Below are 25,183 nucleotides of genomic sequence, written 5' to 3'. Positions count from 1 at the left end.
TTCCCTTACCGAAAGTGAAGTGAAAAAAGAATAAAATATTGTATTAGACTCTTTAAATAATCCTTAACAAATAAAAATAGTCTAAGTCATAATACGCGACTTAGACTACTTTTGTACAAACAATACCTTACTGATTTATTTCACTATACTTCTTTTTTACTATTAAAATAGATTGCAATCCAATTGCAACTACTAATATACCAGCTGTAAAATACGGAAAATTTAAAGGATCTATACCCTTTTCTAGAAATACACCATTTGCCAGTGTTCCCATTGAACCAGCAAAATAATTAATAGAACTAAGCAAGGCAATAGAAATAGTGGCATGTTCTGGACTTATTTCAATTAATGTTTTTTGTTGAGTCGCTACTGCTCCCCATCCAGTAGCTCCCCAAAGAATTAAACAGATAGCCACCAAAATTGCTATTTGTTGAAAAATCCCCATACATATTAAAGATAAAAACATAATAATCATTAGATATATTAATATGATTTTAGGTTTCTTATAAAAATCCATTATATATCCTATAATGAAACTTCCTCCTATGCCACCTATTCCCCACATCCATATAAAGACTACGGATTTTTCAAAGCCATAAGAGGCTATGATAAGGTCTAAATATGTGTATAGCCCTAAGCTACAAAAACTTAGTATCATTGTTATAAACATGACCAATGAAATAACCTTGTTTTGAAACATCGCTAGTCGTTCTTTTAATGTTGGTAAATGGGTTGATTGTATGACTGGAAGCCTAAACCATAAGCCTAATATTCCTACTACACCGATTGCAACAATAAACCATATTGTCATGCGCCACCCATAAATATCCGAAATATATATACCGATAGGAACACCTATTACGGTTCCTGCACTCATTCCAAGTAGTATCATGCCTAGCGCTCTACCTTTTTTACTTTCATGAACGAATGTAACAGCTGCAGATGAAGCAAATGGTGAATACAAACCAGCACCTATACCTGCTATTCCTCTTGAAATTAATAACATGATAAAATTGTTTGTAATTGTACTTACTACATTGGCTAATACGAAAATAGACAACGCTATTAATAATGTATGTTTTGCATTCGTTTTACTCATCATTGCAGCAAACAAAGGTGCTGCAAGCGCATAACATAATGTAAATACACTTACCGCTTGCCCCGCTTTCCCTATAGATACATGAAATTCATCTGCAATACTTGGTAAAATCCCTGCCATTACATAAGCATCTACTCCTAACGCAAACATTCCTATTGTTAATAAAACAATCTTTCTCAATATCATCACCCTTTTGTCAATTATTCCTTTTTCTATCGTAAAGGGTATAATGTGATTAGTGAAATTAATATTTAGCATAGGAGGTATGAATTTAACTCATGACTATAGCAAGATACGAGGTACTCCAAAAAGTAGTTGAACTAGGGAATTTCACTAGGGCGGCTGAACAACTTAACATGACACAATCCGCAGTAAGTCATGCTATTTCTAGCTTAGAAAAAGAATTTGGTTATCCTTTATTACATCGAAACAAACAAGCAAAGATTCAAAAAACTGCTTTTGCAGATCGAATTATTCCTCACATTCGGCAAATTTTAAACAGTGAGGCTATTATTAAACAAGAAATATCTCTTCAAAACAATCAACTAGAGGGCACTTTAAAAATAGGCGCATTTACAAGTGCTGCAGCTCAAATATTACCCAAAATGCTATCTCAGCTTAAAAAGAACTACTCAGAAATTAAGGTAATATTATATGAAGGTACTTATATGGAGATTGTAGATTGGATTCATAACGGCACTGTAGATATAGGATTCATTATCGAAGAAGATACAAAAAAACAATTTCCATCAATACCTATTACAAAAGATGAAATTGTCTTAGGGTTACCAAAAAATCACCCACTGGTTAATGAGAAAACAATTGATATAAAAACTATTGCTAATATGGACTTTATTATGCCAAAATCTTCCTATCAGTCATTAGTTTTAGAAAATTTATCCGCTTATGATGTGTATCCAAACATTATATTAGAAGTATTGCATTGTGAAACGATTGTTAATATGATTTCACAAAATATTGGAATTAGCATGGGACCTGAACTATTTTTTAAATCCCATAAAAACATTGAAATAAAAAAACTAAAACAAAAAAAATATCGGCAAATTAGCCTTGCATTTAAAGAACAAACTCCTATTATAAACGCCTTTTTAGTGTGTAATCAATTATAGCGGTATCCATGGAACCAAAAATAATAATATACTTTCGGTTTCATGGATAATCACTTTTGTTTCATTTGTTTTGCTAATAATTGCTTTACCTCGTTATATGTTAAACCAGAGTTCTTATTCAGCTTCTTCACTTCATCAATATCGGTACCAACAACAGTGTACTTTTTCTCTTTGTTCATACTGCACATCCTTTTTTAAAAATTAATACATACTACTTTTTTATAAAGTACAATTGAATTTTTTTGACTAGTTGTAAATGAAACATTGTTTTTTCATATTTATTCCCTAAAATTAGAACTCTTACCCATCTACTCCATTTCCAATTTCACAACAATTTAACAAAAAGTTCTAAATAATATATATTTAATATTATTTATACAGAGGTCTTGCCGCATGCCCATCAAGCTAATATTTTGAAGTATCCCCAAAACGAAAATTTTATCTCCTCATAGTTATCTATGGGAATTCAGTTCATTTTTTTCGTTTTGGGAAACAATGAATTTCTTAACTTGATGGTGATGGGGCGGTACTCCTAAACCAAAAAACGCTATCCTTTCTTATCATTTTCCAGAAAGAATAACGTTTTTTCCAATCTTAAGTTTTTTTATAGGGAGTAGTAAAATTCGCATTATCCCAAATTCATTCCACTATTTTAATATTTAGGAACCTCTAATATGTGTTTTTCCTTTCCGTCATATACCAGGGCAGTTTTAGCTTTAATATGTTCATTTTAAAAATGTTATTTAGTTAAAAAAGTGAAAGGAGAGGCTTATATGTCTAACGATTTAAAGATGGACGAGAACGAGTTTTGGAAAATCATTGATATGTTCGATTGGGAACATGAGGGTGATGATGAAACAGTTTTGGAAGAAGCGGTAAATTATTTAAGTAAAAAATCCAATGAAGAGATATTTGCTTTCGAGGACATGCTCTCCAAATTACTTTATGATTTGGACGGGGTTGAATACGCCAAAAATATTGGTGAGTATTCCTATGTAGATGAAGAAGAGTTTTTCTCCGTAGATAACTTTCTGTATGCAAGATGCATGGTTATAGCAAATGGGCGGGATTTTTATTATCATGTGTTGCAGCATCCAGAGGAAATGCCAAAAGATATGGAGTTTGAATCTTTATTGAGTATAAGTAGAGAAGCATACGAACAGAAAAATGATGAGGATTTTGATTATCTGCCAAAGTTTGATTATGAAACATACAGTAATAAGAGCAAATGGACAGGATAAATTGCTACTAGGGGGAGCACACTATGCTCATCAACTCTAAATACTAAAAAACGTTATTCTTTCTAAACAAGCTACCGTTTCTGTGCCATTACTACACAAACCTCAAGTACATTGATTCGAACAAAGAAAAAGGCACTAACTAAAAATAAAAGAACTCAATTAATGAGTCCTTTTATTTTTAGTTGAAAGGCATGCTGATTTGTGCTTTCTTCTTGGCTCAAATTAATATACTTTTACTAATACCTCTTATTTCTTCAACTTGTTTATAAGAATGACTTTCTAATAATACTAATGCGTGTTCAATTTGCTTCTTGTTAATTTTTTTGATCGACCTTCTCTAGAATCTTCAGGAAGCTTTGCAATTACTTTACCTTCTTGTGTACGTTCTACTATCATTTCTCTTTCAAATGCAGCAAATGTACTCATGACGTTGAATACAAGCTTTCCTGTTGGTATGTTTTCAATTAAACCCATATTGAACCCTTTTCAAATCGAGAAATATCTTAAAGTAAAAATCTGTTATTCTGTTAATCATTTGTTATTATTCTTTAGAATAGGTCTAAAAGATCATCAAATTTCTCTATAACTTGATCATATTCACTTACATTTCCAAAACCGTACTTTGCATAAACAAAAGGGATACCTGCATGCCTAGACGCCTTTAGATCACTCTCTGTGTCTCCAACATAAACAGGTTTTGAAAGATTGTTTCTTTCAATTATTAATTTGATATTGTCTCCTTTTGTAAGACCCGTTCTACTAGGGTTTTCATAATCTAAAAAGTAATTCTCAAGTTTATGATACCGAAAAAAACCCTCAATATAACCCTGTTGACAATTGCTGACGATAAAAAGTTTATATTTCTTAGAAAGGTTATGTAGTACATCTTCCACGTTTTCAAAAAGAGCTCCACCGTGTTCCTCTATATATTTACCTTCAATTTCAAAGCACTGTTTAATTATTTGTGTTCGAGTGTTTAAATCTAAGCTTGGAAATAACTTGCTACTTATGTCGTCCATTTGCAGTCCCATAGTACTTTCGAAGTCTCTTCTTGTTAATTTCTTTTCTACTTGTTTATTTTCCTCAACTATACTATTCCATGCAAGTAGTACGGTGTCTATAGAATCCCAAATAGTTCCATCCAAATCAAAAATTATGCTATCCATATGTATTTCCTCCCCATCATTTATAACATCTATGTGCGAAACTCAGCTAAATCATAACCCCTCATCTTTCCTATATATGTAAATTATATCACAAATACAAACTTTTAAAATATCAACTCCTTGCAACAGAACCAGAAATAGAAAGAAAAAACGTTCGACTTACGCCAACCCAAACTCATCCCCTTCCTACTCATTGGGCTTCCCCTTTCTTATTCCTTGGGGAAGGAAAATTATTTTGGTAACATTTTAAATTTATAGAATCATTATACTTTCTACTTGATTTTTATAAATCCCATCCTCTAGTATAAACATATAAATCTAATTATTACCATTTATTCAAATTAATGATAGATAATTAGATTTATTTGATAAAATTTATAAAAAACAGGAGGGATATGTGTGTTTTCAAAATGGAAAAAAGGATTCATAACTACTTTATTTGCACTCACAACGTTTTCGACAGTAACATCTGCTGAAGAACTGCCTGCAGATCAACAAAAATGGCAGAATTGGGTTCGTGAACATGCAGTTAAATTACAAGAACCAACTGCTAGTTCGAATGAGGATTTATCATTTTTAAAACAAACCTTACAAGGCAAACGTATTGTTTCACTAGGTGAGTCTACTCATGGTTCAACAGAAATGAATCAATCTAAGGTTCGTATCATTAAGTATTTGCATGAAGAAATGGGTTATGATGTGATCGCATTTGAATCAGGCTTTGCGGAAGCGAATGCTGTGTATCAAAATATAGATGATCTAACAGCCGAACAAGCCATGAAGAAGGCTATTTTGGGAGTTTGGCATACAGAAGATGTGGAAGAATTAATTCAATATATAAAAGAACAAAAAGAAAAAGGAACACCTCTTGTTTTAACGGGATTTGATATACAAATACCTGGGGATGCTGCTACTGCTATATTTGCAAAATCTACAAATGAATGGATTGAAAAATTGGATCCTGAGATAGGTAAATTACTTGTAGAAGCAGAAGGAGAAATCCCGAAATACCGTTCTGTCTCTTCTTATAAGGAATTTCAGGTAATGCAGGCATCCCTTTTGGACAAATACGAAAAAATAAAAGAATTTATCCAACACTATAAAAATGAATTGCAACAAGTAGCGCCTAAAGCATCCTATGATGTAAATCTTCTAGAAAAGTCAATCCAGATTCGAATCTCTGCGCTTAAAACATGTATTCCAAATGATGTGAAAGAGCGGAAGAATATTCCACCTGAAAAATATCCAGATGATTTCCCATTTTACAATCGAGAGCAAGGGATGGCACAGAATTTAGCATGGTTAAGCGAAATGCAATTTAAGAATAAAAAAATCATTGTGTGGGGACACAATTATCATATTAGAAAACAAAATTCTAAAATGGTTCAAACCGTATTACAATTTCCAAATATGATGGATATGATACCACATTATTTAAAAAATCAAATGTACACAGTCGGTTTATTTGCATATAGTGGTAGCAGTTTAGGTATGGATAATCATAAGCTTGTTCCTGTAAAGGAAACGCATCAAGCCAATAGTGTCGAAGAAATTTTGAAAGTTGCACAACATCCGCAAGTATTTGTAAATTTAAAAGGTGAGGAAAATCGTCCTGAAACCTCTTGGATGTATAGGCCTATTATCGGGCAGTATTGGGGATTTATAGATGAAATCATGATTCCTAACCAACAATATGATGGGATTCTATGGCTAGAGCATATTAGCCCTTCACGAATCAAGTAAAACAAAAAGAAGTCACTTTCAAACATGAGGAGTATTTTTTATTATGTTCGATTGAACATAATTTAGAAAGTGCTGTTAATTGTGAGGATAAAGTAACAATAAAATTATTTAATGTAGTGTAGTGCTATCCTAAGGAGAAGTAAAAAATTCCTCTTGGAAATAGCACTATTTTTGTGCTAAAAATAGCTGTTTTTTACCTTTTAAAACACTTACTGTTTAAATAATAAAGCTGTTAAATCTTAATTGTTTAAAGATAATATAGTAGTTTAATTTACAATAAAGTCGTTTAAGCGGTTCAGCCGAGATATGTGTAAAAACAGGTCATAGGATTACTTTTATTTCCAAATCGAACAATATCAAAAATAGTATTAAAGAAACACGAATTGTGAAATTCAACCTAAAAAAGTCGAATTCCTTAGGAACCGACTTTTTAATTTGGCTTGTTAAGCTAAGCCCCTATTGGGGGAGTACCAGCGAAGCTGACACCACCCGTAATGTAGATATAATTAAATTATTGATGCCCTCGTTATATCCCTGCTGGGCATCGGTGATTGCAAGTTTTGAATAGACCTCCAAGGACTTGCTGCCATGCCCCTGCCCGCTTCCACTCCGTCCAACCAACTCCGCGTCACGTCCTGATTCTCCCCCAATAAGGTCGATGAAATTCACCAGCCTTTTTTTAAACGAACGACGAACCGCGGGCTCAGTTTCAGTCTTCGATTGCTTGATAGACCGTGGTCCAGAAGTCTTGGATAACATGCGCTGAATCCGGAGTGGACATCCCAACTTGGGTGAACAGAATTCCGGTGAGCTGTTTGTCCGGGTCAGCGTAAGCTGTGGTGCCGGTTCCGCCGTCCCAGCCGAACTGTCCGATGGACGCGTAGTCTCCGAGGTAGGTACGCACCGCCATCCCAAAGCCCCAGCCGCCTTGTATCCCTTGGCCAAACGACAAATGGACGTTGTTTTTAGCCAAGTCCTCTCGGAATGCTTGTTGTTCTGGCGTGAGTCGGTTGGTGGTCATCAGCTGGACTGCGGGTCGGGACAGGATTCGTTTGTTCCCGTGTATCCCTTGGTTCAACAGCATCTGTAAATACGCGTGATAGTCATCGACGGTCGAGAGCAGCCCACCACCGCCTGCTTGGAATGCTGGAGGTTTGCTGTAACGTCCGCCTGCGGCCTCGTCCCACACGATGAACTCTCCCGTCTGCGGATCAGGGTTACAGGCGGGTGGCAGACGGTCAATCTTACTCTCGGGCACATAGAAACCGGTGTCCTTCATCCCCAGCGGATCGAGGATGCGTTCACGCAGGAACGACTCGAATGTCTGACCTGTGACCCTAGCAATGAGCACGCCAAGCACTTCGAGGCTGACATGGTACTGCCACCGCTCTCCGGGCTGGTAGCTCAGCGGGAGTGTGCCCAAGCGTCGCATCCACTCATCGGGCTCTGGCAACTCCATCCCTGGCGCGTCGAATAATCCATTTTCGAAGATCGCATTTTGGATCGGGGAGCCCATCAAAGTCAGATCCACTCCAAGTCCGAATGTGGAGGTCAACAGGTCTCGTACAGTGATCGGACGCCGTGCCGGCACGGTGTCGTCCAGCGGACCGTCGGGTCGTTTCAGCACCTGCCGGTTGGCGAGTTCGGGCAACCATTTGTCTACTGGTTCGTCCAAATGCAGTTTGCATTCGTCGAGCAGGATCATTACCGGTGAAACCGTGATCGGCTTGGTAGTAGACGCAAGCCGGAAGATCGTGTCACGTCGCATCGGTGCACCACCATCATGCCGCATTGTACCGAGCGCTTCGACGTGCGTCTCACCGTTTCGGCTGACTAGGGCGACAAGCCCAGGAATCTTCCCAGAATCGACATGCTGCGCCAGTACGTTGCGCATTTTGCGCAGCCCTGTTTCGGAAAAGCCTTTGTTACTTTGTCCCATCATGAATCTCTCCTTTTTTCCCCATTTTCTGATGAACGAAAATCTTCTATTGTGATCTTTTTCATTTGGTTTCCCTCTTTTTACTTTTTTATCAGCCCTTTTGTTTTAAAACTACAAATTCTCTTTTGTTATTCATGCTTGAAAACCCTTTGTCAAAAAGGTCGATTCGATGCATCAAAGAAAATGAATATTGGAAATCAAAATCTGACTCACTTCCTTTTCTGGGTTATCAGAATCGAGATATGTCCTGCTCTTAGCATAGAGCCATGTGTTCATCAGACATTTATTCTACAACCGTTTTCTTGCCCGCCCTATTGGAGCCGAGCAGGACGAAAATACTGCCCTTATCCTCCTCGAAATCTACGCCCTTTAGGACTTGTAACTATATATCTTTATCTATCTACTCATCTAATTCAATATTGCTCTTTTCTGGAAGTAACTTTAACTTTCTAGATGCCCTATCTAAATCCCTTTCTTTTTTCAGCATATGGACCGATTGCGGAACAAAAATAAAAGAGCTCCCTTCAGCTTCTCTGTGTGCTTAATAAATTCGCCCCATAAATGAAGGGTATAAGTTTTCACGAGAAGATCATGTTATGCTGAATCCCATACCTTACAAGCCACATTAAACGTTTTGGTGATTATGTCATCGATTTACAAAGCATTCCTCAACCAGTAGAGGAAAATATACCAGTATAAACATAAAACGGGTCATCGACTAGAAATAAAAGTAAGACTATGACCCGTTTTTACACGTATCTCGACTGAACCCCTTTAAAACATAATAAAGTTGTTTGAAAATGTCAGTCATGTTATTTAATTAAAGGGCCAGGTCGAGGAATAAGTAGGAATTTTTGAAAAAGATATCGTAATAGTTATTATAATGGGAGCTATTTAACTAATGTGGTTGGATTCTTCAAGAATTATTTTCAAGTTGGAATGGAAAGTGTTTAACGTTTGCTTTTGTTATCGTAATAGAACATACTCTACCGTCAATATGAGGAGATGATTATTTTGATTAGCCTACTTGAAAACATACACAAAGCAGCTGTATTACTACTAGTCTTATGTTCATTTTTATATTACAGACAGCTAAAAAAAGTTAAGCGAGAAAGAAACCTTTCTTCCTTTGAATTTACAATGTATATATTAACTCAACTTGCATATTTTCTTTGGGCAGGCAGTTTACTTCTTCTTCTCTTTGGGACATAAAAATCAATTTCCATATGAACCGAGGTTAGCTGGTTCTGCAAAAGGTTTACCTTCCGTAGGATATAATTCTTCATCTACATTATAAGCTGGTACATTATTTATCCCTGAACGATAAGGACTCATTTCATAAATAACAGGAACTTTCACACCCGGTTCTGTTTTAGGTCGCATTACCTTTATCGAAACAAGATCCTTTTTCCAATCTAGGTCACTATCAATCTCAGTTTCTACATATAATTTTTCTACAATTGCTTCATCAATTGAATAAATAGGCTTGGTCATTCCATTTTCCAACTCAATCTTTGTTGATTGAGCTAACGTTTCTGGCACTTTACCATTTAACGGTAGCGAAGAAAATTTTATCGAACTCTCTTCGCTTTTTTCTGCATGTACTGTAATACTAGAGATACTTGATGTAAGTGTTAATGAAAACATTGCTGAGAGTGCAATCACAAACTGTTTTTTCTTCAAATTCCTTCCCCCTTTATTTTTTTCTATCACTTCTTTCACTATACAACAAAATGACAGAAAATTAAGTTTTTAAAAAAGGCGAAGACTTGAGAAATTCGTAATATTTTCTCTTATATAATTCATAAGATTTTTCTAATCCAACGTTGTATTTCTGATGTATTAGCCACATATTTTAAAAGCGCTACCTCTGTTAACCTTTTGTTTACCCCACGTTTATTTTCTATTAAAAAGCCTAATTTCCCAATTTATTGTAGAGAAATTAGGCTTTTTTCATCACTCCATTAAAGCGCCCTATAGTTTAATGACTTGATTTACTGATTATATCTTCAATTATTCACTTTGAACTATATAGATATAGTTTTGGTTGCAACTGTTTGTTGAAATGCCTTATCATGCTCAACAATAACCATTGTGGGATTAAATTGTTGAATAAGCTCTTCAATCTGCATACGCGAATAAATATCAATAAAATTTAATGGTTCATCCCATATATATAAATGAGCTTTTTCACATAAACTTTTAGCTATAAGCAGCTTTTTCTTTTGTCCACCAGAATAATGAGATATATCTTTCTCAAATTGAATTCGGTCAAAATCCATCTTACGTAGGATGGATTTAAATAACGTCTCATCAATCTCGTGCTCTTCAATAAAGTCCGATAACGATCCCTTCAAATGAGAAGTATCTTGTTGGACATAGGAAATGATGAGTCCTGAACCTAAATTAACTGAGCCTATATACTGTATTGGATGTCCTAGAATTAGTTTTAGGATACTACTTTTCCCGCTTCCATTCTTTCCATCGAGTACAATTCGGTCCCCTTGTTCAACTATAAAGTTAATTGGTTCATTTACTATTTGGTCATCATACTTAACAGACACATCAGCCAAAACAACCAATTCATTTGACTGAAATTTCAATTGTTCTAATTTTAACGACTCAGTTTTTTCCACATTTTTTAGTAATTTTGACTTTTCTTCAATAGCTTTTTGTTGCCTTGATTCAAGGTTCTTCGCTCTCTTCATCATCTTGGCCGCTTTATGTCCTACAAAACCCTTATCTAACTTAGATCCTGAATTCCTTGTTCCATTTTTGGAAGCTTCCACTTGATGAGACCAACCTGCCGAACGCTTTGAAGACTGTTTTAATCTCCCTATGTCTTTTTGTAGACGCTCATTTGTAGCCTCTTCGTGTTCCTGCTGTCTATCAAAATTTAACTTCCAAGAAGAATAGTTACCACTTTGAACTTCAATATTTGCTCTATTTATAGATAAGATATGGTCAACGCATCCATCTAAAAAGATTCTGTCATGTGAAATCAAAATAAATCCTTTTTTCTTCCTTAGATAATCAGAGACCATCTTTCGTGCATCAGTGTCTAGATGATTTGTTGGCTCATCAATTAATAGAAATTGACCCTCATTCAAAAACAGTGCAGCAAGCAACACCTTTGTTTGTTCTCCATTTGATAATGTTTTAAATGGTCGATACATGGCCTCGGCATCAACATTTAAATAGGATATTTCCCGCAGAAATTCCCAATCTTCTGCTTGGGGACAAATTTCTTCAAGAATTTCATGAGTGAACTTGTTCTTATCCGAAACTGGGTAAGGGAAATAATTAAACTCTACCGAAGAAGTGATTTTCCCACTATACTCATAATTACCTAATAATAAATTAAAGAATGTCGTTTTACCTCGTCCGTTTCTACCAATAAACCCTAGTTTCCAATCCGTATCTATTTGAAAGTTTACACCTTCAAAAATATTATCAAAGCTACCTGGGTATGAAAAAGTTAAGTCTTGAACTTTTATCATTGACATAATAATTCCTCCTTTATATATCAACACTTTTCATATAAAGTCGGAATATCCATCAATTTTTTAATTCCTCCATATAAGTTTGATGGATATTAACGACTTATATAGAGCATTACATGTGTAACAATAGTGTCTGAATTACTCATTTTTCTCTCTCCTTTATTTGTTAGGTTACAGTTACAGATTAATAAAGTGAAACTTCCGTCAGTGGGGGTTTTCTTCATCCCCCACTGACGGAAAGCCCTCACCAATCGGGCTTTTACGGGCAGTTATCCCCCACCTATCTTCTTTAGAAAAGCGGAAGCGGCTCGCTTAGAAACGCAGGACGTTGGAGCCCCTGACAAAGAGGCGCTTTTTGCCTCGTCGGAGGGGGCGAAACGACCGGAGATTCTAGCCGCTAGAGCTGGACAACGCTTCTCTCTGAATCTTGAGGTGGGGGTCTTACTGCCCACGAATAGCGGGATAAATATCAACTTACCTATAAGAGAATAAAAAAATCCTCCCAATTTATAATCGGAAGGATTAGTATTTCACTTATACTTAATAAGTTCTTATTAATCATTGGAATCATGACAAATAAAGTATGAACTGATTTATAAAAATGGATAGACTAACCCTATATTTTGTAGTTTGAAGTTATTAATTTCAAATTAAAATATAAATTAGTTAATCATTATTCATCCATCAGTCCTCTCATAATTCTATTTTTAGAGTAACATTCTTTTTTATGGAATGCAATATCACAATCATCTTCACCTCAAATTATTGCTAACTACTTCTATAAAATACTAAGATTCGTTACCAAAAACCATAATTTTTGTAACTAATTTAATCTTAATTAAGGTACTTGGTATCACTGGTATACGATATTACCAAAAATAATTACCAAAATGATTACCATAAACCCTTTCCAAAAGGGTAAGATGCACTTTTTATAACTTCATTGAATTTTACTTTGTGGTCTATGACAGTAACCTTGTCACTACCCCTATAAAAAAGATGTACCGTTTTGAATAAAGTTATACCGTTTATAAAAAAAATTGCGCCGTTATACCCCTTTAGCTAATCTAAAGGGGTATATTTATAATAAAAAGGAAAAGAACATCTGGAATTGAAAGGTCGATTAAGGAACTGTTGAGTGACAATAAGTTGTTTCGTTAAAGGGTCATATTGTTGAAAATGAACCGGGAATAAAAATCAAAATACATAGTTAAGGAAGTGGATGGATGAATTTATTAACTTTGACTGAGGAATTTTTTAATTATGTAAGAGAGTTTTTACTTTTAAGATTTATACTATTTGCTTTGGTCCTCATGACTTTTTCCTTTGTCATAAACCGTATTATTGATTGGTTCTTTAGGAAGTCAAGCTTTTTTGATGAAGAAGTAGAACAGACGATTCAAAGTGTAATTCGATCAATTTTTAGGTATGGAATTTTAATCAGTCTTGTTTTTTATCTAATTAGTCAATTTGTAGATATAAAAGGTATTCTTGCAGGTGCAGGAATTGCCGGAGTTGTCGTCGGTTTTGCTGCACAACAGATACTAAAAGATGTTATATTAGGGTTCGCAAGATTAACGGACAAAGAGTTTCGTGTCGGCGATTTTGTTACTTTTAACGGAACAAGTTCAGGTACTATTGAAGAAATCAGTATTCGCTTTATGCAAATTCGTGAATGGTCGGGAAAACTCCTTACCATCCCACATGGAGAGATTAGAACGATACAAAATTTTAATAAAGGCTGGATGCGGGTTATTGAACGGATTACGGTAAGTTATCAGGAAGATCCTGCAAGAATAAAGGAACTGTTAGAAAAAGTATGTGTTATCTGCAATGAAAAATCGGATCAAAGCCTATATAGGATAGAGGACGAAGTTGTTGAATCTTTTCAATATATTGGTGTTACAGACTTAAATCCAAATTTTAAATATGTTGGGTACGAATTTTGTATTGTAGGTTTAGTTAAACCTGAAGAATACTTTGAAACTTCCAGGCAAGTAAGGTTTGAACTAATGTCTATATTCCATGAGAATCAAGTACAAATGCCAGCAGCGAATATGTTCGTTCATACTGAAAAATTACAGCTGGAGAGCAACTTTCACCAAGTAGGTAAAGAAAACTAGCTGATTGCACATTACTTTTGGTTTCTTGTACAATATAAGAAAGAGAAATAGACAGGGAGAGAAAACCCATGTCTACAAAATTAGTAAAAATGGCGTGAAGAAAAAGGAAATCTATAGGAAAATATGAGCCATGATTCTTCTTTCCGAACAGCTTATGAAGCTCGTGAGAAAATACTTCTAGATGAACAAGCTAAAATAGCTCATACGCGAGAAGAAGGTATTCAAAAAAGTAAAAAAGAAGGTATTGAGCAAGGCATTGAACAGGGAAAAATTCAATTAATTCGTGGTATGCATAAAAATGGCATGCCATTAGAAGATATTGCAAAATTTACTGGTCTCAATACAGAAGAAATACGAAAATTACTATTATAATTATATATCATGGCAAAAGCTTTGCGAAAACTCCCGCAAAGCTTTTTATTATCCCGTAGAGCCAATTTAAATAACTATAAAAAGCCTTACAGGGGTACAGCCGCATACCCATCAAGTTAAAAAGAACGGGTTACCTCAAAACAATAAAAACGAGCAAAATGCACAAAATTTTCGTTTTGGGGTATTTCAAAATCTTAAGTTGATGAGCATGTATGGTGACCCCTATTACAGAGTAGAATGTTTGTTGTTATTTTTCACCATATCTAATATATCCCTTATTATCTCAACAACAACTTGAGGCTTATCAATATGTATTGCGTGTCCAGCATCTTCAACAATAATATGTTTTTTATTAGTCGACAAGTTAGCGAGCTCCCTCTGGAATTTCATCCAAGTAGCCATGGACTCCGTTGTATGAAAAGGCTGTAGCCCCCCTGTTACAACAATGAGTGGAATATTTCCAAGTGATTTAGAAGTACGAATTTGCTCTAAACTTTCTTCCACCTCAGTAAGAGAACCCTCCAAAGTAAATTGATTATAATAAGCCTCTTGAACTTCTTTTGTAAATAAAGAAGGTAATATTCTGTTCTGATCCTCATGAGTTGAGTCTAAGAGAACTACCCCTACTACTTCCTCTGGATAGGTGCTTGCGAATAATCTTGTATTTAACCCTCCAAATGAGTGCCCGACCAACACATATGGGGGTTTTATACCTGCTTTATTAAGTAAGATACGTAGATTTTCGACACTTTGTTGACTATGGCGAGGTCTTTCATTCATTTCACTTTTGCCAATACCGGCTCTATCATAAATAAACATTTTTGAGAACTTTGAAATATCATCTCTAATAGAATTCCAGCTTTCTAAAGTGGCTCCATATCCAGAATCAAAAACAAGGGTTGGACCTTCATTATTTATCCCTAACAATTCATAGTATAATTCAATACCACCTATATCTAGTTTTTTTCCTGTTTCATTCACAATAAATTTACTCATATCTACTCCCCATTCTTTATTTTATCTATTTTAAAATCCAAATTTAATAAGTTCAATTTAATTGCGATAGTACCACATGCCCATCAACTTAAGAAATTCTCTATTCCCCAAAACGAAAAAAATAAGATAAACTCTTATAATTAACTAACTGTTGAAAAATGAAATTTTTGTTTAGAAATATTTCAAAAATTCAGATTGAAGGACATAGGGTATTTTCAGTAAATCAATCTCCCACCTTAGTTATTTTGAATTATATTTTATTGACCCTTATTATAGCATATATGGAATATTGTGTTTAAAAGAGGGGATTTGGATGTTTTTTCAAAAATATAAAGGTTTTATAATGGTTGTCTTAAGCGCTGTTATACATGTTGTAATCACTCTTTACTTTGAAAATTTAGAATATATATGGAGAGTAGCAATTAAATTATTTGCTATAGTCTTGTTTATTATTGGATGGTATTTTGTTTTTGAATCAAATCGTTATTATAAAAAAACAGAGGAATAAATAAAAGAAATCTCACCACCATTTAATTGAGATGAATTTGTATCTATGTTAATGAAAAATGCCATCCTTTCTGTATATTTCTACAAAAAGAATAGCGTTTTTTCGTTTTATGGATACATTTTTTTAGCTTGATGGCGATGTGGTGCTACCTCTTATAGATGATTTACCTACTTAACGAAACTATATGGTTTATTATGATATAACGCCAAGAGCTATACCAAAAACGTTTATCATAACGAAATTTCAGTTATTTAATTTTGGTGATGCTTGGGTTAAAAAATATTTCAGAAACCGGATATTGCATAAACGCTTCCTTATGTGGGGTACAGCCGAGATACAGGTAAAAATATGTCATAACCTTACTTTTATTTCCAAATTTCACTTTTAAATAAAGTCACGGTGTTTATAAAAAAGATGCGATGCTTTGCACCTTTGGATCTGTTTATCTGAAGGGGTGTTTTTATAGTGGTAGCAATAAAGTTACTCCACTAAAGGGCCATTTTATGGACTAACACCTTTAAAATCTGGATATTTGTGTTAAAATTTCTCTGTAGTGTTTTCCATCCAAACTGGACAAGAGAGGTATTTGAGATTTATGGGAGTAGCTTATAACTTGAACTGCGGACATTGCTCTTACAATCAAAATGTTTTTTTAGGAATTGGATTTAGGTATATAAACTTGAGTTCGATTTTAGAATGGTATGAGGAAAAAGAAGGTCGACAATACATCAGAGAGTTTATTAATAACAAGGAAACGTCTTTTGAATGCTACGACGGTCTATATGTTTGTCAGAAGTGTTGTTACCTATTAAATAAAGTACATTTACATATGAAGTCAGGAACCCAATCTTACACGAACATTCATACTTGTCCTCGATGTAATACTCAGATGCCGTCAAAGCCTTTAGTCGATATTAATCAAAATGATGTTCTAGATTGTCCAGATTGTGGGCAAGAAAAGCTAAAGGTGAGTTTTTATATGGATTGGGACTAGGAAGTTGGTTCTTAAAATTTCCTTATTAAACTAAAAGAGGCTTTAGCAAAATGACTGTGGAGTTATTTTACAGTCATCGTGTTTTTCAATATTCTACAATCGGGCGCGATTATGGAACAACATAGGTAGAAATGATTAAACTTTTTTATAAAAACCAAACTTAAATCTGCTGGAGAAGAATCCGTTTTGATCACACTTTATTTCAAAGCTACACCAAACATAATCAAATCGGGGTTTTCTCTATGATTTTCGAACTTATTATCATACACCCTAATCATACAATTGAAACGAAGTGTTTTCAGTAGCTAACTAATGGATGAATAGACGAAACGATATTTATAAGCTCAATAAATTGCATCTGGAAATAAAAGTAAGTCTATGACCTATTGGGGGACTGATGGCCAAATGCGGATTTTATACGCTAAGACAGTTTCCAAAAGTGAAATCTCATCTTTGCTACTGTAAAAAACAACTAGCCCCCCAAGAGGTGCTAGTTGACGTAAAATTCGTTAACGGAAGTTTCTACGTACTAAATAAAAAGCTAAGGACCCCATAATAACAGGTGCAACGAAATAAAAGAAATGTGAAAAAGAAAAAGTAAACATAAAAAGAAATGGTGTAAGTGTATAGATAACTGCTAGTCCTATAAATACAGGAATTCCAAATTGCAATTCTCTACATCGTTTGATTTTCCTATATAAGACTTCCCCAATTAGACAAGCTATAAGAGCTGGTATACTACCATAAGTGACGATAGTTTTAATGAATCCAAATAAAACGTTCGGGTGAATAAAGCTAGGATTAAAAATATATGAAATCAAGAACCATCCGAAAATAAAAGCAAACAGACTTGCAGCATAACTAATTAAAAATTTTTTCATTTGTATCTCCTGTATAATTCATAATGTTATTTCTATTATATGACAATTTTCTTTACGCAAGATAGATAAAATATAATATGTATACCGCATTCATGATCGGTTGACATAACGCATCATTATCAGTAGTTAATAATGAATAGAATTTTCGTTATGGGGAATTTTTACTCTTTAGGTTGATGGTGATGGGGATCTCGAAATCTTAGCTTGATGGGCATGTGTTATGACCCCACATCCATCAAGCTAAGGATTTAGACAGCACGTTACTATTCTTTTATATTAACGAGAAAGAGTGACATACTTTTTATGCATAATTTCAGTGTACACAATGACATTATTTTTTGCACCAGAACCGGATAAACTACTGGTGTGCTATATTAATCTCCATTTTCCTCGTTATTACAAGCTAATAATGGTTCGTACATCATTATAGCGTGATTCTCCGTTACATATTGATCTTCTACAAACTGTTTCTGTTGGTTATATACTCTACGTTGAATAACATTGTGTCGTATATAACCACCCCAGTATGCAGATTGGATTGAGTGTTCTTTTTCATAAACTTCATATTGATAAAGCTGCGGATAGGCTGTTCTCCATTCACCAACTAAATGTTTATCTGTGATATAAAGGTGAAGTTGATACGATTGGTCCATTTCATTTTTAATTTGTAAGTCTAAATAGTTATAGGAACAAGTCGCCCCGCTTCCAAACGGCTGGGTCCGCTTGGAATCAGGAAAGACATCAAAGCTATGACGATATCGCTCGGTTACTGTCAGTGGTGTATGTAAGGTCATCCAATATATTAAATTTGAAAGCTGACAAAGTCCCCCTCCAATGCCTGCTTGAAAAGATCCATAGTGTAACATCATACCTTCTACATACCCTTTTCTCCTAGTAGGCTTACCTATTAAACGCCAGTAAGAGAATGTTTCTCCCGGTCTAATGACGATACCATCTAGCTGTTTAATGGCAATCTTTAAATTAACAACTTTATTCTGTTGATACCACATATCTACATCCTTGAGCTTACGAAGTAGTATCGTTCGGTGCTGAATCGCTGTACAGGGTAACTTTTCTTGTTGTAAAGTTTTTGCGTATGTTTTTCCGTCTGCTAACCACTGGATGTACCTCTTTGTAGAGTAATACCATGTTCCTAGCATAATACGATACTTAGACCGCTGTTTAGGACGTAAGTTTACTATATTCATTTTATTTCCTCTCTCTATCGTTTTCATATTTTGACCTGGTCAAGAAAAACTAGAACACTATTTTCTATTTCAGCATGGAAAGCATAACCTTTTCTAATTCAGTTTTATTTAAAATACTAACGGTGATTACTATTTGATACGCACTTTTTCCATCTTTCGCAGGAACAATCATCTTCATTCCTGTTATATTATTATCACTGGACTTACCAAAGGTCACTTGGTTTCCACCAATCATCTCCATACGGGGTACAGCCGAGATACCTTAAAATAAAGATGGCTTTACATGAGATCCAACATCTTTTGATTTTTCATTCCCATATTTTAGCGATAAAACTAATTCCCCACAGAACATATGCGAATTGTGACAATATATACATTAGAAGCTCAAAACGGGTAAGTTTTCTTTCTAATTTAATTTCCCTTAAATATATATATAAACAAAATGCAGATAAAACTAGTAATATTTCAGAAGTGTTATTTACATTTTTTAACATATAAATACACATTCAACTCCTTGTAACAAATTGTAAAATATAATATAAAATTACCATAAAAATTATTTAAATAGAAATTTAATTATTGTTTATTGAAGCAGTTCAATTAAACTTGGATGAATATGTAGATGAAGATGGTTTAACTGTTACTCAAGCCAGTGGAAAAATCATTGAGGAAGACTGGCAAAATATTAATACCAGTGATTTTATAAAGTATTCGTATCTTGTTAATCTTGCGTTAGAAGGAATAAAAAGAAAACAACTTCCAGATTTTTTATATGAAAAATTCTCTCATGCTGGAGAGGCTATTTCAAAAATAGAAAACAATGAATCAGAAGAATTAAAGTCAATAATGTTACGAATTATTTTTGTTACAGCTAATTCAACAGTTAATGTATTTCATATTTTTAAATAGAAAGTGTAACAGAAACGTTTGTTTTTGTTACACTAAAAATTCTTCATTACCTTGTTTTCTCCAAAAAAAATAAAAACGAACCCACTATATTTGTAGATTCATTTTAACAATTTGTCTCGAGAGATCACAAACCGAATTGGAATATACTTACATACAGCTCCACATTTCGCTTTTGGTTTCTATACTCCATTTTAGCTAATTTTGCAACGGAACCTGACAAAGGATAGGAAACATAAAAGCAGGCTGTAGAAAAACCTTTCTCCACAGCCTGTAGTAATAGAACCTTTTAGTCTAATTTTTCTAGCTTAAATGATTGATTCCAGCCATTATTATTATCATGTACAATTATATTTGTTCCGTTTGACGTACCTCGCCCTTGTACATCTAGTACCTTATTTTGATTTTTGAAATTTTTCAAATATACATATCCACTTCCAGCATCTTCTGGAATCCAATAATGTTCTAGTTTCTGTTCATTCTGTGTAGCAAATACATTATTAGAATTATTACTATCATTCCAAGCTAACACTAAATTTGGATTTGTTGCACTTTTAATTTGGTATGCTCCTATTATTTGATCATACTCAAATATCCATTTTTGATTCCCTCCATCATGTTTGTCATGTAGGTGAACATTATTAAGAGGTATGTTAGGATCCCCTGATCTACGTGTACTTGTACTCATATCTACAACACTTGTCCCATTCACACCGGCAATAAGGTGATACGTACCATTTACACTTTCCGGGTCCCAAGAGTTTTGAATGGGTACTACTTCAAGGCCAGCGGACTCTCGACCTTCATGTTGTACCCAAGCTCTCTCCCTACCTGTGTAATAACTTCGTAAAACTCGAGTAGAAATATAAGAAGTGTGAGCATTGTACGAATTAGTAGGTCGACCAAATTTATCACGATATTGAGTAACTCTGTCTGCTACTAGGTTTAGTTCTTTAGAATTTTCTTTTAAAACTGTGTAGATTTTTTCTTGTGATTTGTCCTGAATAAAATATGGCCCGAACCTATGATTAACTAGATTGTATTTTGGTGCTCCTCCCCATCTAGAGTTATCCCCAATCTTCATTGAAACTGAAACTTGAGTATCATTTCTTAGATACCCATCCCCTCTTTCTCCTCTTGGGGCTTCAAAATTTATAGGGGTACCATAGTATACATTTCCTTTTGTATCGTAGTGTTTCTGTCCCCCATAATAAGAATCATTATGGGATGTAGCAGGATAATACGAACCATTAGAGGTATCAAAAGTTATTCCATGTTTATGTGCACCTACAGCTGCTTCACGTTGGTTTAAAGGAACACCTATTGCTTGATCTGGCTCAAGTTCTTTATGAACTAATATATAATCTTTATTTGTTCTGATTGGATCACCATAAATATCAAGTATACGATCATCTTCAACTTCGTTTGCATAAGCAGAGTTTGTAGGAAAAATAGTTACACCCAAGCTAAATGCAAGTGATAAAATTGTTAATATATGTCGTTTTCTTTTAACATTCATTTTTTGTCTCCTTCTTGTTACTATATTGTTTGTTATAAAATTCATTGCTTACATCGTTAGTTGACTCTTATGAATTTATTTTAATTGATATGTCTTACAAAAGACTTACAAAAGAGTTACAAAAGTCTTTTAGGGGTATCGTAACGGTTCCTTCTACGATTTTAAATAAGTTAAATACATACAGTAAAAAGAACAAGTTATATCAAGCTTTTCGAGAGTTAGGTAGTGCCATTCGCACTTTATTTTTGTTAAAGTACCTATCTAATGAAAAATTGAGAAGTACAATTCAAGCAGCTACAAATAATAGTGAATCTTTTAATGGTTTTGCAAAATGGGTATTCTTTGGTAGTGAAGGAATTATTGCAGAAAATAATCGAGAGGGTCAAAGAAAAATCATTAAATACAACCATCTAATCGCTAATTGCTTAATTTTTTACAATGTATTTCAGCTTACACGGATTCTTCATGAATATATACAAGAGGAAAATAAAATTGATGCGGAAGTATTGTCTGATCTGAGCCCGTATTTAATATTTCATGTAAACCGATTTAAAAAATACCGACTAGATTCTAATCAGCGTCCTCCAGATATTGAATTTGATATACCTGTATCACCGATTCCAATTGAAGTAGCTGGTAATCTAAGCAAGAGAGGAGGTTATATGAATTGCCCTCCTCTCTTGCTTTACGTTTGTGAGTGGCACCAAAAAGAAGGAATCATTGTCGTACCCCTATAAAGATGAACATATTTTTTTAAGTAGAAATTAGCGATTCATTCGTTTAATCTTAATAGAAGACATACTGTCATTTCCAATAACAGTAGATCCCATAAAATGATTTGTTGTTAATGCGGCAGAACGCCCACCAAAGTTCGTATCTGAATACCCTACAACTTCATATGGACCAACAATTTTAACCGAGCTTACTGAATCATTCATGCCAATATCTTTAAAGTTTAACTGATCACTTGTCAACTTCACCCATTCTCCTGAAAAATCGGCATCATTATAAAGATATACTCCCTCTGATGCTAATGGAGTATCAGGATTAGATATCACTTCATAGTCAATTATGGCTTCTGAAGTATGAGCTTTACCTGAGATATTACCTGTATCTAAGGGCAATACAATAGAACCCATACTATCATCAGCATCTAGTGAACCTGGATCATAATCCATTGCTTCTAACTTTAAACGTGGATTATCATCAAAAACCGCTATATAAATTGTATTAGTAGACTCTGAAAAAATAGTATTTGCTGTTTTTTGATCACCACCGAAATTAACACGATGCTCTACATTTAAAGCTGCATTTTCCTTCATCCACACTCTTTCTCCTATATATCTCTCTGCACCTACTTGTGAAACATTAATATATAAATCAGGTAGGTCATTTCCAGGATCTTTGTAGGCCTTAGGAGTGACAGAATTAATTTTTACTTTATGTGTCCAATATGGATTGTACACATATTCATGGGGAAATGTCCCTAATCCATTCAAGTCAATATCAAATAAATGGGCTGGATCTGTAAAAAAGATTCCTTTTCCGAGAGTTCCATCTGATTTTTGATCCTTATCATTCCAGTTCCAAGGAGCGTTCGCATTTCCACTTCCTACTGTACTTGGAAACGTTCCAAAAGATTTAAATGGCGTATTTTTATACTGGTATTTTTTATTCCATATCTCCTCTATCGGTAAGATTCCATAATTATAGGTATGTTGCCACTTCGGTGAAAATTGATTCGGTTCACCAGATGGATTGTCACCAACTTTATAAACAATCGCATCATTTCCAACATCCTCTGTTTCTGTAAAAGCACTCACATCATGTCCATGCTTATTTATAGAAACAGCGCCTCCATTAGAAGAAATAAATACTTCTGGATGAGTTCCCTCTGATAAACGAACTGACGTATTTTCTATTCCAACATGTCCTGACTGTAGGTAAGGATCATTTAAGCGATACCGTAGGAAATCGGAATGACTAATTGTTTCCATAGCTACTGGCACACCGTAATTTCCGTCTTTTCGAACCGCAATCATCATTCCTTCTAAATCATTCTCATGTGGATCCCAAACAGCCGGACCATCATCACGTACGTGATAAAAATAATATCCCAAAAATAGATGAGTTTTAGTTTCTTGAACAGAAGTATATACATATGGAACTTGAGGATATTTTCCAATTGTATCCCACTGATTGTCCATTCTCCAATCCCCATCCACATCAAATCTTGTAATTAAATCTGCTCTAACATCATGATTGGCATTTACATCTTGATAAATAACCGGAGCATATTTTTTAATATATTCCCCATATGACTTTCCATCTGTACTTAAGCAATCGTATAGAGAATACTGACTTTGCAACGTTTGTGTCTGTGCTGCCTCTACCGGATTTGGTGTATGAAGCATAGTTCCTACTAATGCAGTTAATCCAATTGAACAAGATAAGAATCCTTTAGCAATATGTACCTTTTTCAAATAAGTACCTCCTTATTTAAATTATATTTATTGTCGAATTATGACGAATTCAACAAATCAACAATAACATAAATATTCAGAAAAAAGATAGCGATAAATATATCTATCATCAAATTCTAGTAGGAGTCACGTCACATACCCATCAACTTAAGAAATTGGTTGTTCCCAAAACGAAAAAAATGACAAGAATTCTTATAAATAACAGTAGAGATATAAAATTTTGGTTTTGGGGATATCTCAAAATCTTAGCTTGATGGACATGGGGTACTGCCCACATTTCGGAATTATCTATACTCGAATGTGAAAAACCCTTGAAATATAAGGCTCTGCACATTGTTTACATGTATTCAATGTATTCTTGTGGGAGTATCACAAAAAGCAGGCCATAATTGGAACAATTATGGCCTGCTTTTTTTCTGTCATTCAAGTATCGTATTCGTTAGCCCAATCATCCTATTTTAACTTTTTTAAGGCAGACCTACTTTATTTGTTTCAAACCCGTAGACCAGAAATAAATGTTAACAGAGCTGTTCCGCAATTTCCTCAGGTAAATAACCGCGTTCATCCCTTTGAATAAATAGAAATTGCTGCTTAATGCCGTCAGTAGCATATCTGTGCTAAAGCTGCTGTTAGGAGACGTTTTCTCCGTTGCCGACATTTCGTCAAATAGCTCGACAAATATTTGATGTAATTCGTGATATATAGGGGCCCCACGTTCTCGAACTGCAGTGCAATTTTTTGCCCTATTCAAAAGAGCGGCGCGATGGCCAAGAGCCTTGCAACTTGCGGATCAGGATAATTTGGCCCGTATGATAAGCGTCATGGAGAATGAGGCTGTTCAGCCACTCGTCTAATGGACGATTAGTAACAAGAGCTTGCAATTGGTCAACGTTTAAATTCGTAATACGCTCACGGATGCCAAGATGGACGCTTTTTAGCCTATTTTGCGTGGCTTCCCAATCGCTCTCCGTTTTCGAAGTGACTACGAACGTATCGTCATTCGTCAACCCTTCCGGATACTGCGATTCCTCACCTGTAATTCTTTTGAGCAACCGTTCCTTGTAAAAAATCAAGTGCTCAACTGTCTCCCAAATCGTGTTCGCATGCTCGCCAGCCGGGCGCCAATCTGCTTGCTCCGCCGTAAGCGCTTTGAGTGCGTCAGCGAGCGGCGGATACCAATCTTCTTTATCGTAGCAAAAATCCCAGTTTTGAAGTAACGATTCTGTTCTGTTCATTCTAAATCCTCCTTAGCGCGTATTGTAACCATTAAAAAGTTTTCACTAAATAGTTCAACTAATGGAAATATGAATCCTTCTTCAGATACATTGTTATTTAATTCAATATCCTTATTCCACAATCTGGATCTTTAGTG

General features: G+C 34.7%; 20 protein-coding genes and 4 pseudogenes. 9 read left to right on the top strand and 15 right to left on the bottom strand.

Going from position 1 to position 25,183, the window contains the following annotated elements:
• Positions 1-127 precede the first annotated feature (127 nt).
• Positions 128-1,279, bottom strand: a complete 1,152-nt coding sequence (locus tag BM350_RS11270) for an MFS transporter (protein ID WP_090911971.1) — start codon at positions 1,277-1,279, stop codon at positions 128-130.
• A gap of 98 nt (positions 1,280-1,377) precedes the next feature.
• Between BM350_RS11270 and BM350_RS11265 the strand changes: the two genes are divergently transcribed.
• On the top strand, positions 1,378-2,229 hold the full coding sequence (locus tag BM350_RS11265) for a LysR family transcriptional regulator (RefSeq protein WP_090911973.1): 852 nt from the start codon (positions 1,378-1,380) through the stop codon (positions 2,227-2,229).
• Between the two features lie 50 nt (positions 2,230-2,279).
• On the opposite strand, the gene BM350_RS27850 is transcribed toward BM350_RS11265, so the two are convergent.
• Positions 2,280-2,408, bottom strand: a complete 129-nt coding sequence (locus BM350_RS27850; RefSeq protein ID WP_090911976.1) for a hypothetical protein — start codon at positions 2,406-2,408, stop codon at positions 2,280-2,282.
• 594 nt (positions 2,409-3,002) lie between these two features.
• On the opposite strand from BM350_RS27850, the gene BM350_RS11255 reads away from it, so the two are divergent.
• On the top strand, positions 3,003-3,470 hold the full coding sequence (locus BM350_RS11255) for a DUF4240 domain-containing protein (protein ID WP_090911978.1): 468 nt from the start codon (positions 3,003-3,005) through the stop codon (positions 3,468-3,470).
• A 217-nt stretch (positions 3,471-3,687) separates the two neighbouring features.
• Here BM350_RS11255 and BM350_RS11250 read toward each other — a convergent pair.
• Both BM350_RS11250 and BM350_RS11245 read right to left on the bottom strand, forming a co-directional pair.
• Positions 3,688-3,947: pseudogene (locus BM350_RS11250) on the bottom strand (recombinase family protein); the annotation flags it as partial.
• A gap of 71 nt (positions 3,948-4,018) precedes the next feature.
• Complete coding sequence (locus tag BM350_RS11245) at positions 4,019-4,636, bottom strand: HAD family hydrolase (protein WP_090911980.1); 618 nt, start codon at positions 4,634-4,636, stop codon at positions 4,019-4,021.
• Positions 4,637-5,035: 399 nt separating this feature from the next.
• On the opposite strand from BM350_RS11245, the gene BM350_RS11240 reads away from it, so the two are divergent.
• Positions 5,036-6,379, top strand: a complete 1,344-nt coding sequence (locus tag BM350_RS11240) for an erythromycin esterase family protein (protein ID WP_090911982.1) — start codon at positions 5,036-5,038, stop codon at positions 6,377-6,379.
• 709 nt (positions 6,380-7,088) lie between these two features.
• Here BM350_RS11240 and BM350_RS11230 read toward each other — a convergent pair.
• Together BM350_RS11230 and BM350_RS27505 are read right to left on the bottom strand one after the other, a co-directional pair.
• A complete protein-coding gene (locus tag BM350_RS11230) occupies positions 7,089-8,318 on the bottom strand; it encodes a serine hydrolase domain-containing protein (protein ID WP_090911986.1) in 1,230 nt (409 codons plus the stop codon).
• Between the two features lie 286 nt (positions 8,319-8,604).
• Positions 8,605-8,697: pseudogene (locus tag BM350_RS27505) on the bottom strand (ABC transporter ATP-binding protein); the annotation flags it as partial.
• Between the two features lie 632 nt (positions 8,698-9,329).
• Here BM350_RS27505 and BM350_RS27500 point away from each other — a divergent pair.
• On the top strand, positions 9,330-9,530 hold the full coding sequence (locus tag BM350_RS27500; RefSeq protein WP_244547988.1) for a hypothetical protein: 201 nt from the start codon (positions 9,330-9,332) through the stop codon (positions 9,528-9,530).
• Positions 9,531-9,536: 6 nt separating this feature from the next.
• On the opposite strand, the pseudogene BM350_RS11220 reads toward BM350_RS27500, so the two are convergent.
• Together BM350_RS11220 and BM350_RS11215 are read right to left on the bottom strand one after the other, a co-directional pair.
• Positions 9,537-10,001, bottom strand: a pseudogene (locus BM350_RS11220) (Xaa-Pro dipeptidyl-peptidase); the annotation flags it as partial.
• Between the two features lie 344 nt (positions 10,002-10,345).
• Positions 10,346-11,824 carry an Lsa family ABC-F type ribosomal protection protein gene (locus tag BM350_RS11215; RefSeq protein WP_090911990.1) on the bottom strand — a complete coding sequence of 493 codons (1,479 nt, stop codon included), beginning with the start codon at positions 11,822-11,824 and terminating at the stop codon, positions 10,346-10,348.
• Positions 11,825-13,047: 1,223 nt separating this feature from the next.
• On the opposite strand from BM350_RS11215, the gene BM350_RS11210 reads away from it, so the two are divergent.
• On the top strand, positions 13,048-13,944 hold the full coding sequence (locus BM350_RS11210; protein ID WP_090911992.1) for a mechanosensitive ion channel family protein: 897 nt from the start codon (positions 13,048-13,050) through the stop codon (positions 13,942-13,944).
• A gap of 117 nt (positions 13,945-14,061) precedes the next feature.
• A pseudogene (locus BM350_RS11205) lies at positions 14,062-14,316 on the top strand (Rpn family recombination-promoting nuclease/putative transposase); the annotation flags it as partial.
• Positions 14,317-14,541: 225 nt separating this feature from the next.
• On the opposite strand, the gene BM350_RS11200 reads toward BM350_RS11205, so the two are convergent.
• Positions 14,542-15,312 (bottom strand): alpha/beta fold hydrolase, encoded by a 771-nt coding sequence (locus BM350_RS11200; RefSeq protein ID WP_090911994.1) that lies wholly within the window; start codon positions 15,310-15,312, stop codon positions 14,542-14,544.
• A gap of 313 nt (positions 15,313-15,625) precedes the next feature.
• On the opposite strand from BM350_RS11200, the gene BM350_RS11195 reads away from it, so the two are divergent.
• The gene (locus BM350_RS11195; RefSeq protein ID WP_090911996.1) at positions 15,626-15,820 is read left to right on the top strand and encodes a hypothetical protein; all 195 of its coding nucleotides are present in this window, start codon (positions 15,626-15,628) and stop codon (positions 15,818-15,820) included.
• A gap of 1,503 nt (positions 15,821-17,323) precedes the next feature.
• Here BM350_RS11195 and BM350_RS11185 read toward each other — a convergent pair.
• From BM350_RS11185 to BM350_RS26890, 3 genes are all read right to left on the bottom strand, one after another.
• A complete protein-coding gene (locus tag BM350_RS11185) occupies positions 17,324-17,695 on the bottom strand; it encodes a hypothetical protein (RefSeq protein WP_139207578.1) in 372 nt (123 codons plus the stop codon).
• Positions 17,696-18,069: 374 nt separating this feature from the next.
• Positions 18,070-18,903: a VanW family protein gene (locus tag BM350_RS11180; protein ID WP_090912002.1), complete on the bottom strand. Its 834-nt coding sequence runs from the start codon at positions 18,901-18,903 to the stop codon at positions 18,070-18,072.
• A 64-nt stretch (positions 18,904-18,967) separates the two neighbouring features.
• Positions 18,968-19,144, bottom strand: a complete 177-nt coding sequence (locus tag BM350_RS26890; protein ID WP_170857685.1) for a hypothetical protein — start codon at positions 19,142-19,144, stop codon at positions 18,968-18,970.
• Between the two features lie 338 nt (positions 19,145-19,482).
• Between BM350_RS26890 and BM350_RS11170 the strand changes: the two genes are divergently transcribed.
• A complete protein-coding gene (locus BM350_RS11170; RefSeq protein ID WP_244547979.1) occupies positions 19,483-19,812 on the top strand; it encodes a hypothetical protein in 330 nt (109 codons plus the stop codon).
• A 286-nt stretch (positions 19,813-20,098) separates the two neighbouring features.
• Here the strand turns inward: BM350_RS11170 and BM350_RS11165 are convergent, their stop codons facing one another.
• Positions 20,099-21,328 carry an RICIN domain-containing protein gene (locus BM350_RS11165; protein ID WP_244547978.1) on the bottom strand — a complete coding sequence of 410 codons (1,230 nt, stop codon included), beginning with the start codon at positions 21,326-21,328 and terminating at the stop codon, positions 20,099-20,101.
• A gap of 44 nt (positions 21,329-21,372) precedes the next feature.
• On the opposite strand from BM350_RS11165, the gene BM350_RS11160 reads away from it, so the two are divergent.
• Complete coding sequence (locus BM350_RS11160) at positions 21,373-22,065, top strand: transposase (protein WP_244547977.1); 693 nt, start codon at positions 21,373-21,375, stop codon at positions 22,063-22,065.
• A 27-nt stretch (positions 22,066-22,092) separates the two neighbouring features.
• Here the strand turns inward: BM350_RS11160 and BM350_RS11155 are convergent, their stop codons facing one another.
• Together BM350_RS11155 and BM350_RS11150 are read right to left on the bottom strand one after the other, a co-directional pair.
• On the bottom strand, positions 22,093-23,811 hold the full coding sequence (locus BM350_RS11155) for a beta/gamma crystallin-related protein (protein ID WP_090912008.1): 1,719 nt from the start codon (positions 23,809-23,811) through the stop codon (positions 22,093-22,095).
• A gap of 743 nt (positions 23,812-24,554) precedes the next feature.
• The gene (locus tag BM350_RS11150; RefSeq protein ID WP_090912010.1) at positions 24,555-25,046 is read right to left on the bottom strand and encodes a DinB family protein; all 492 of its coding nucleotides are present in this window, start codon (positions 25,044-25,046) and stop codon (positions 24,555-24,557) included.
• Between the last annotated feature and the right edge of the window lie 137 nt (positions 25,047-25,183).

It is taken from the genome of Bacillus sp. 103mf, assembly GCF_900116295.1.
GTDB classification, from domain to species: Bacteria; Bacillota; Bacilli; order Bacillales; family Bacillaceae_G; genus Bacillus_A; species Bacillus_A bruguierae.
Note: the sequence above shows the minus strand (reverse complement) of the source record. Positions and strands in the feature narration are given on the sequence as shown.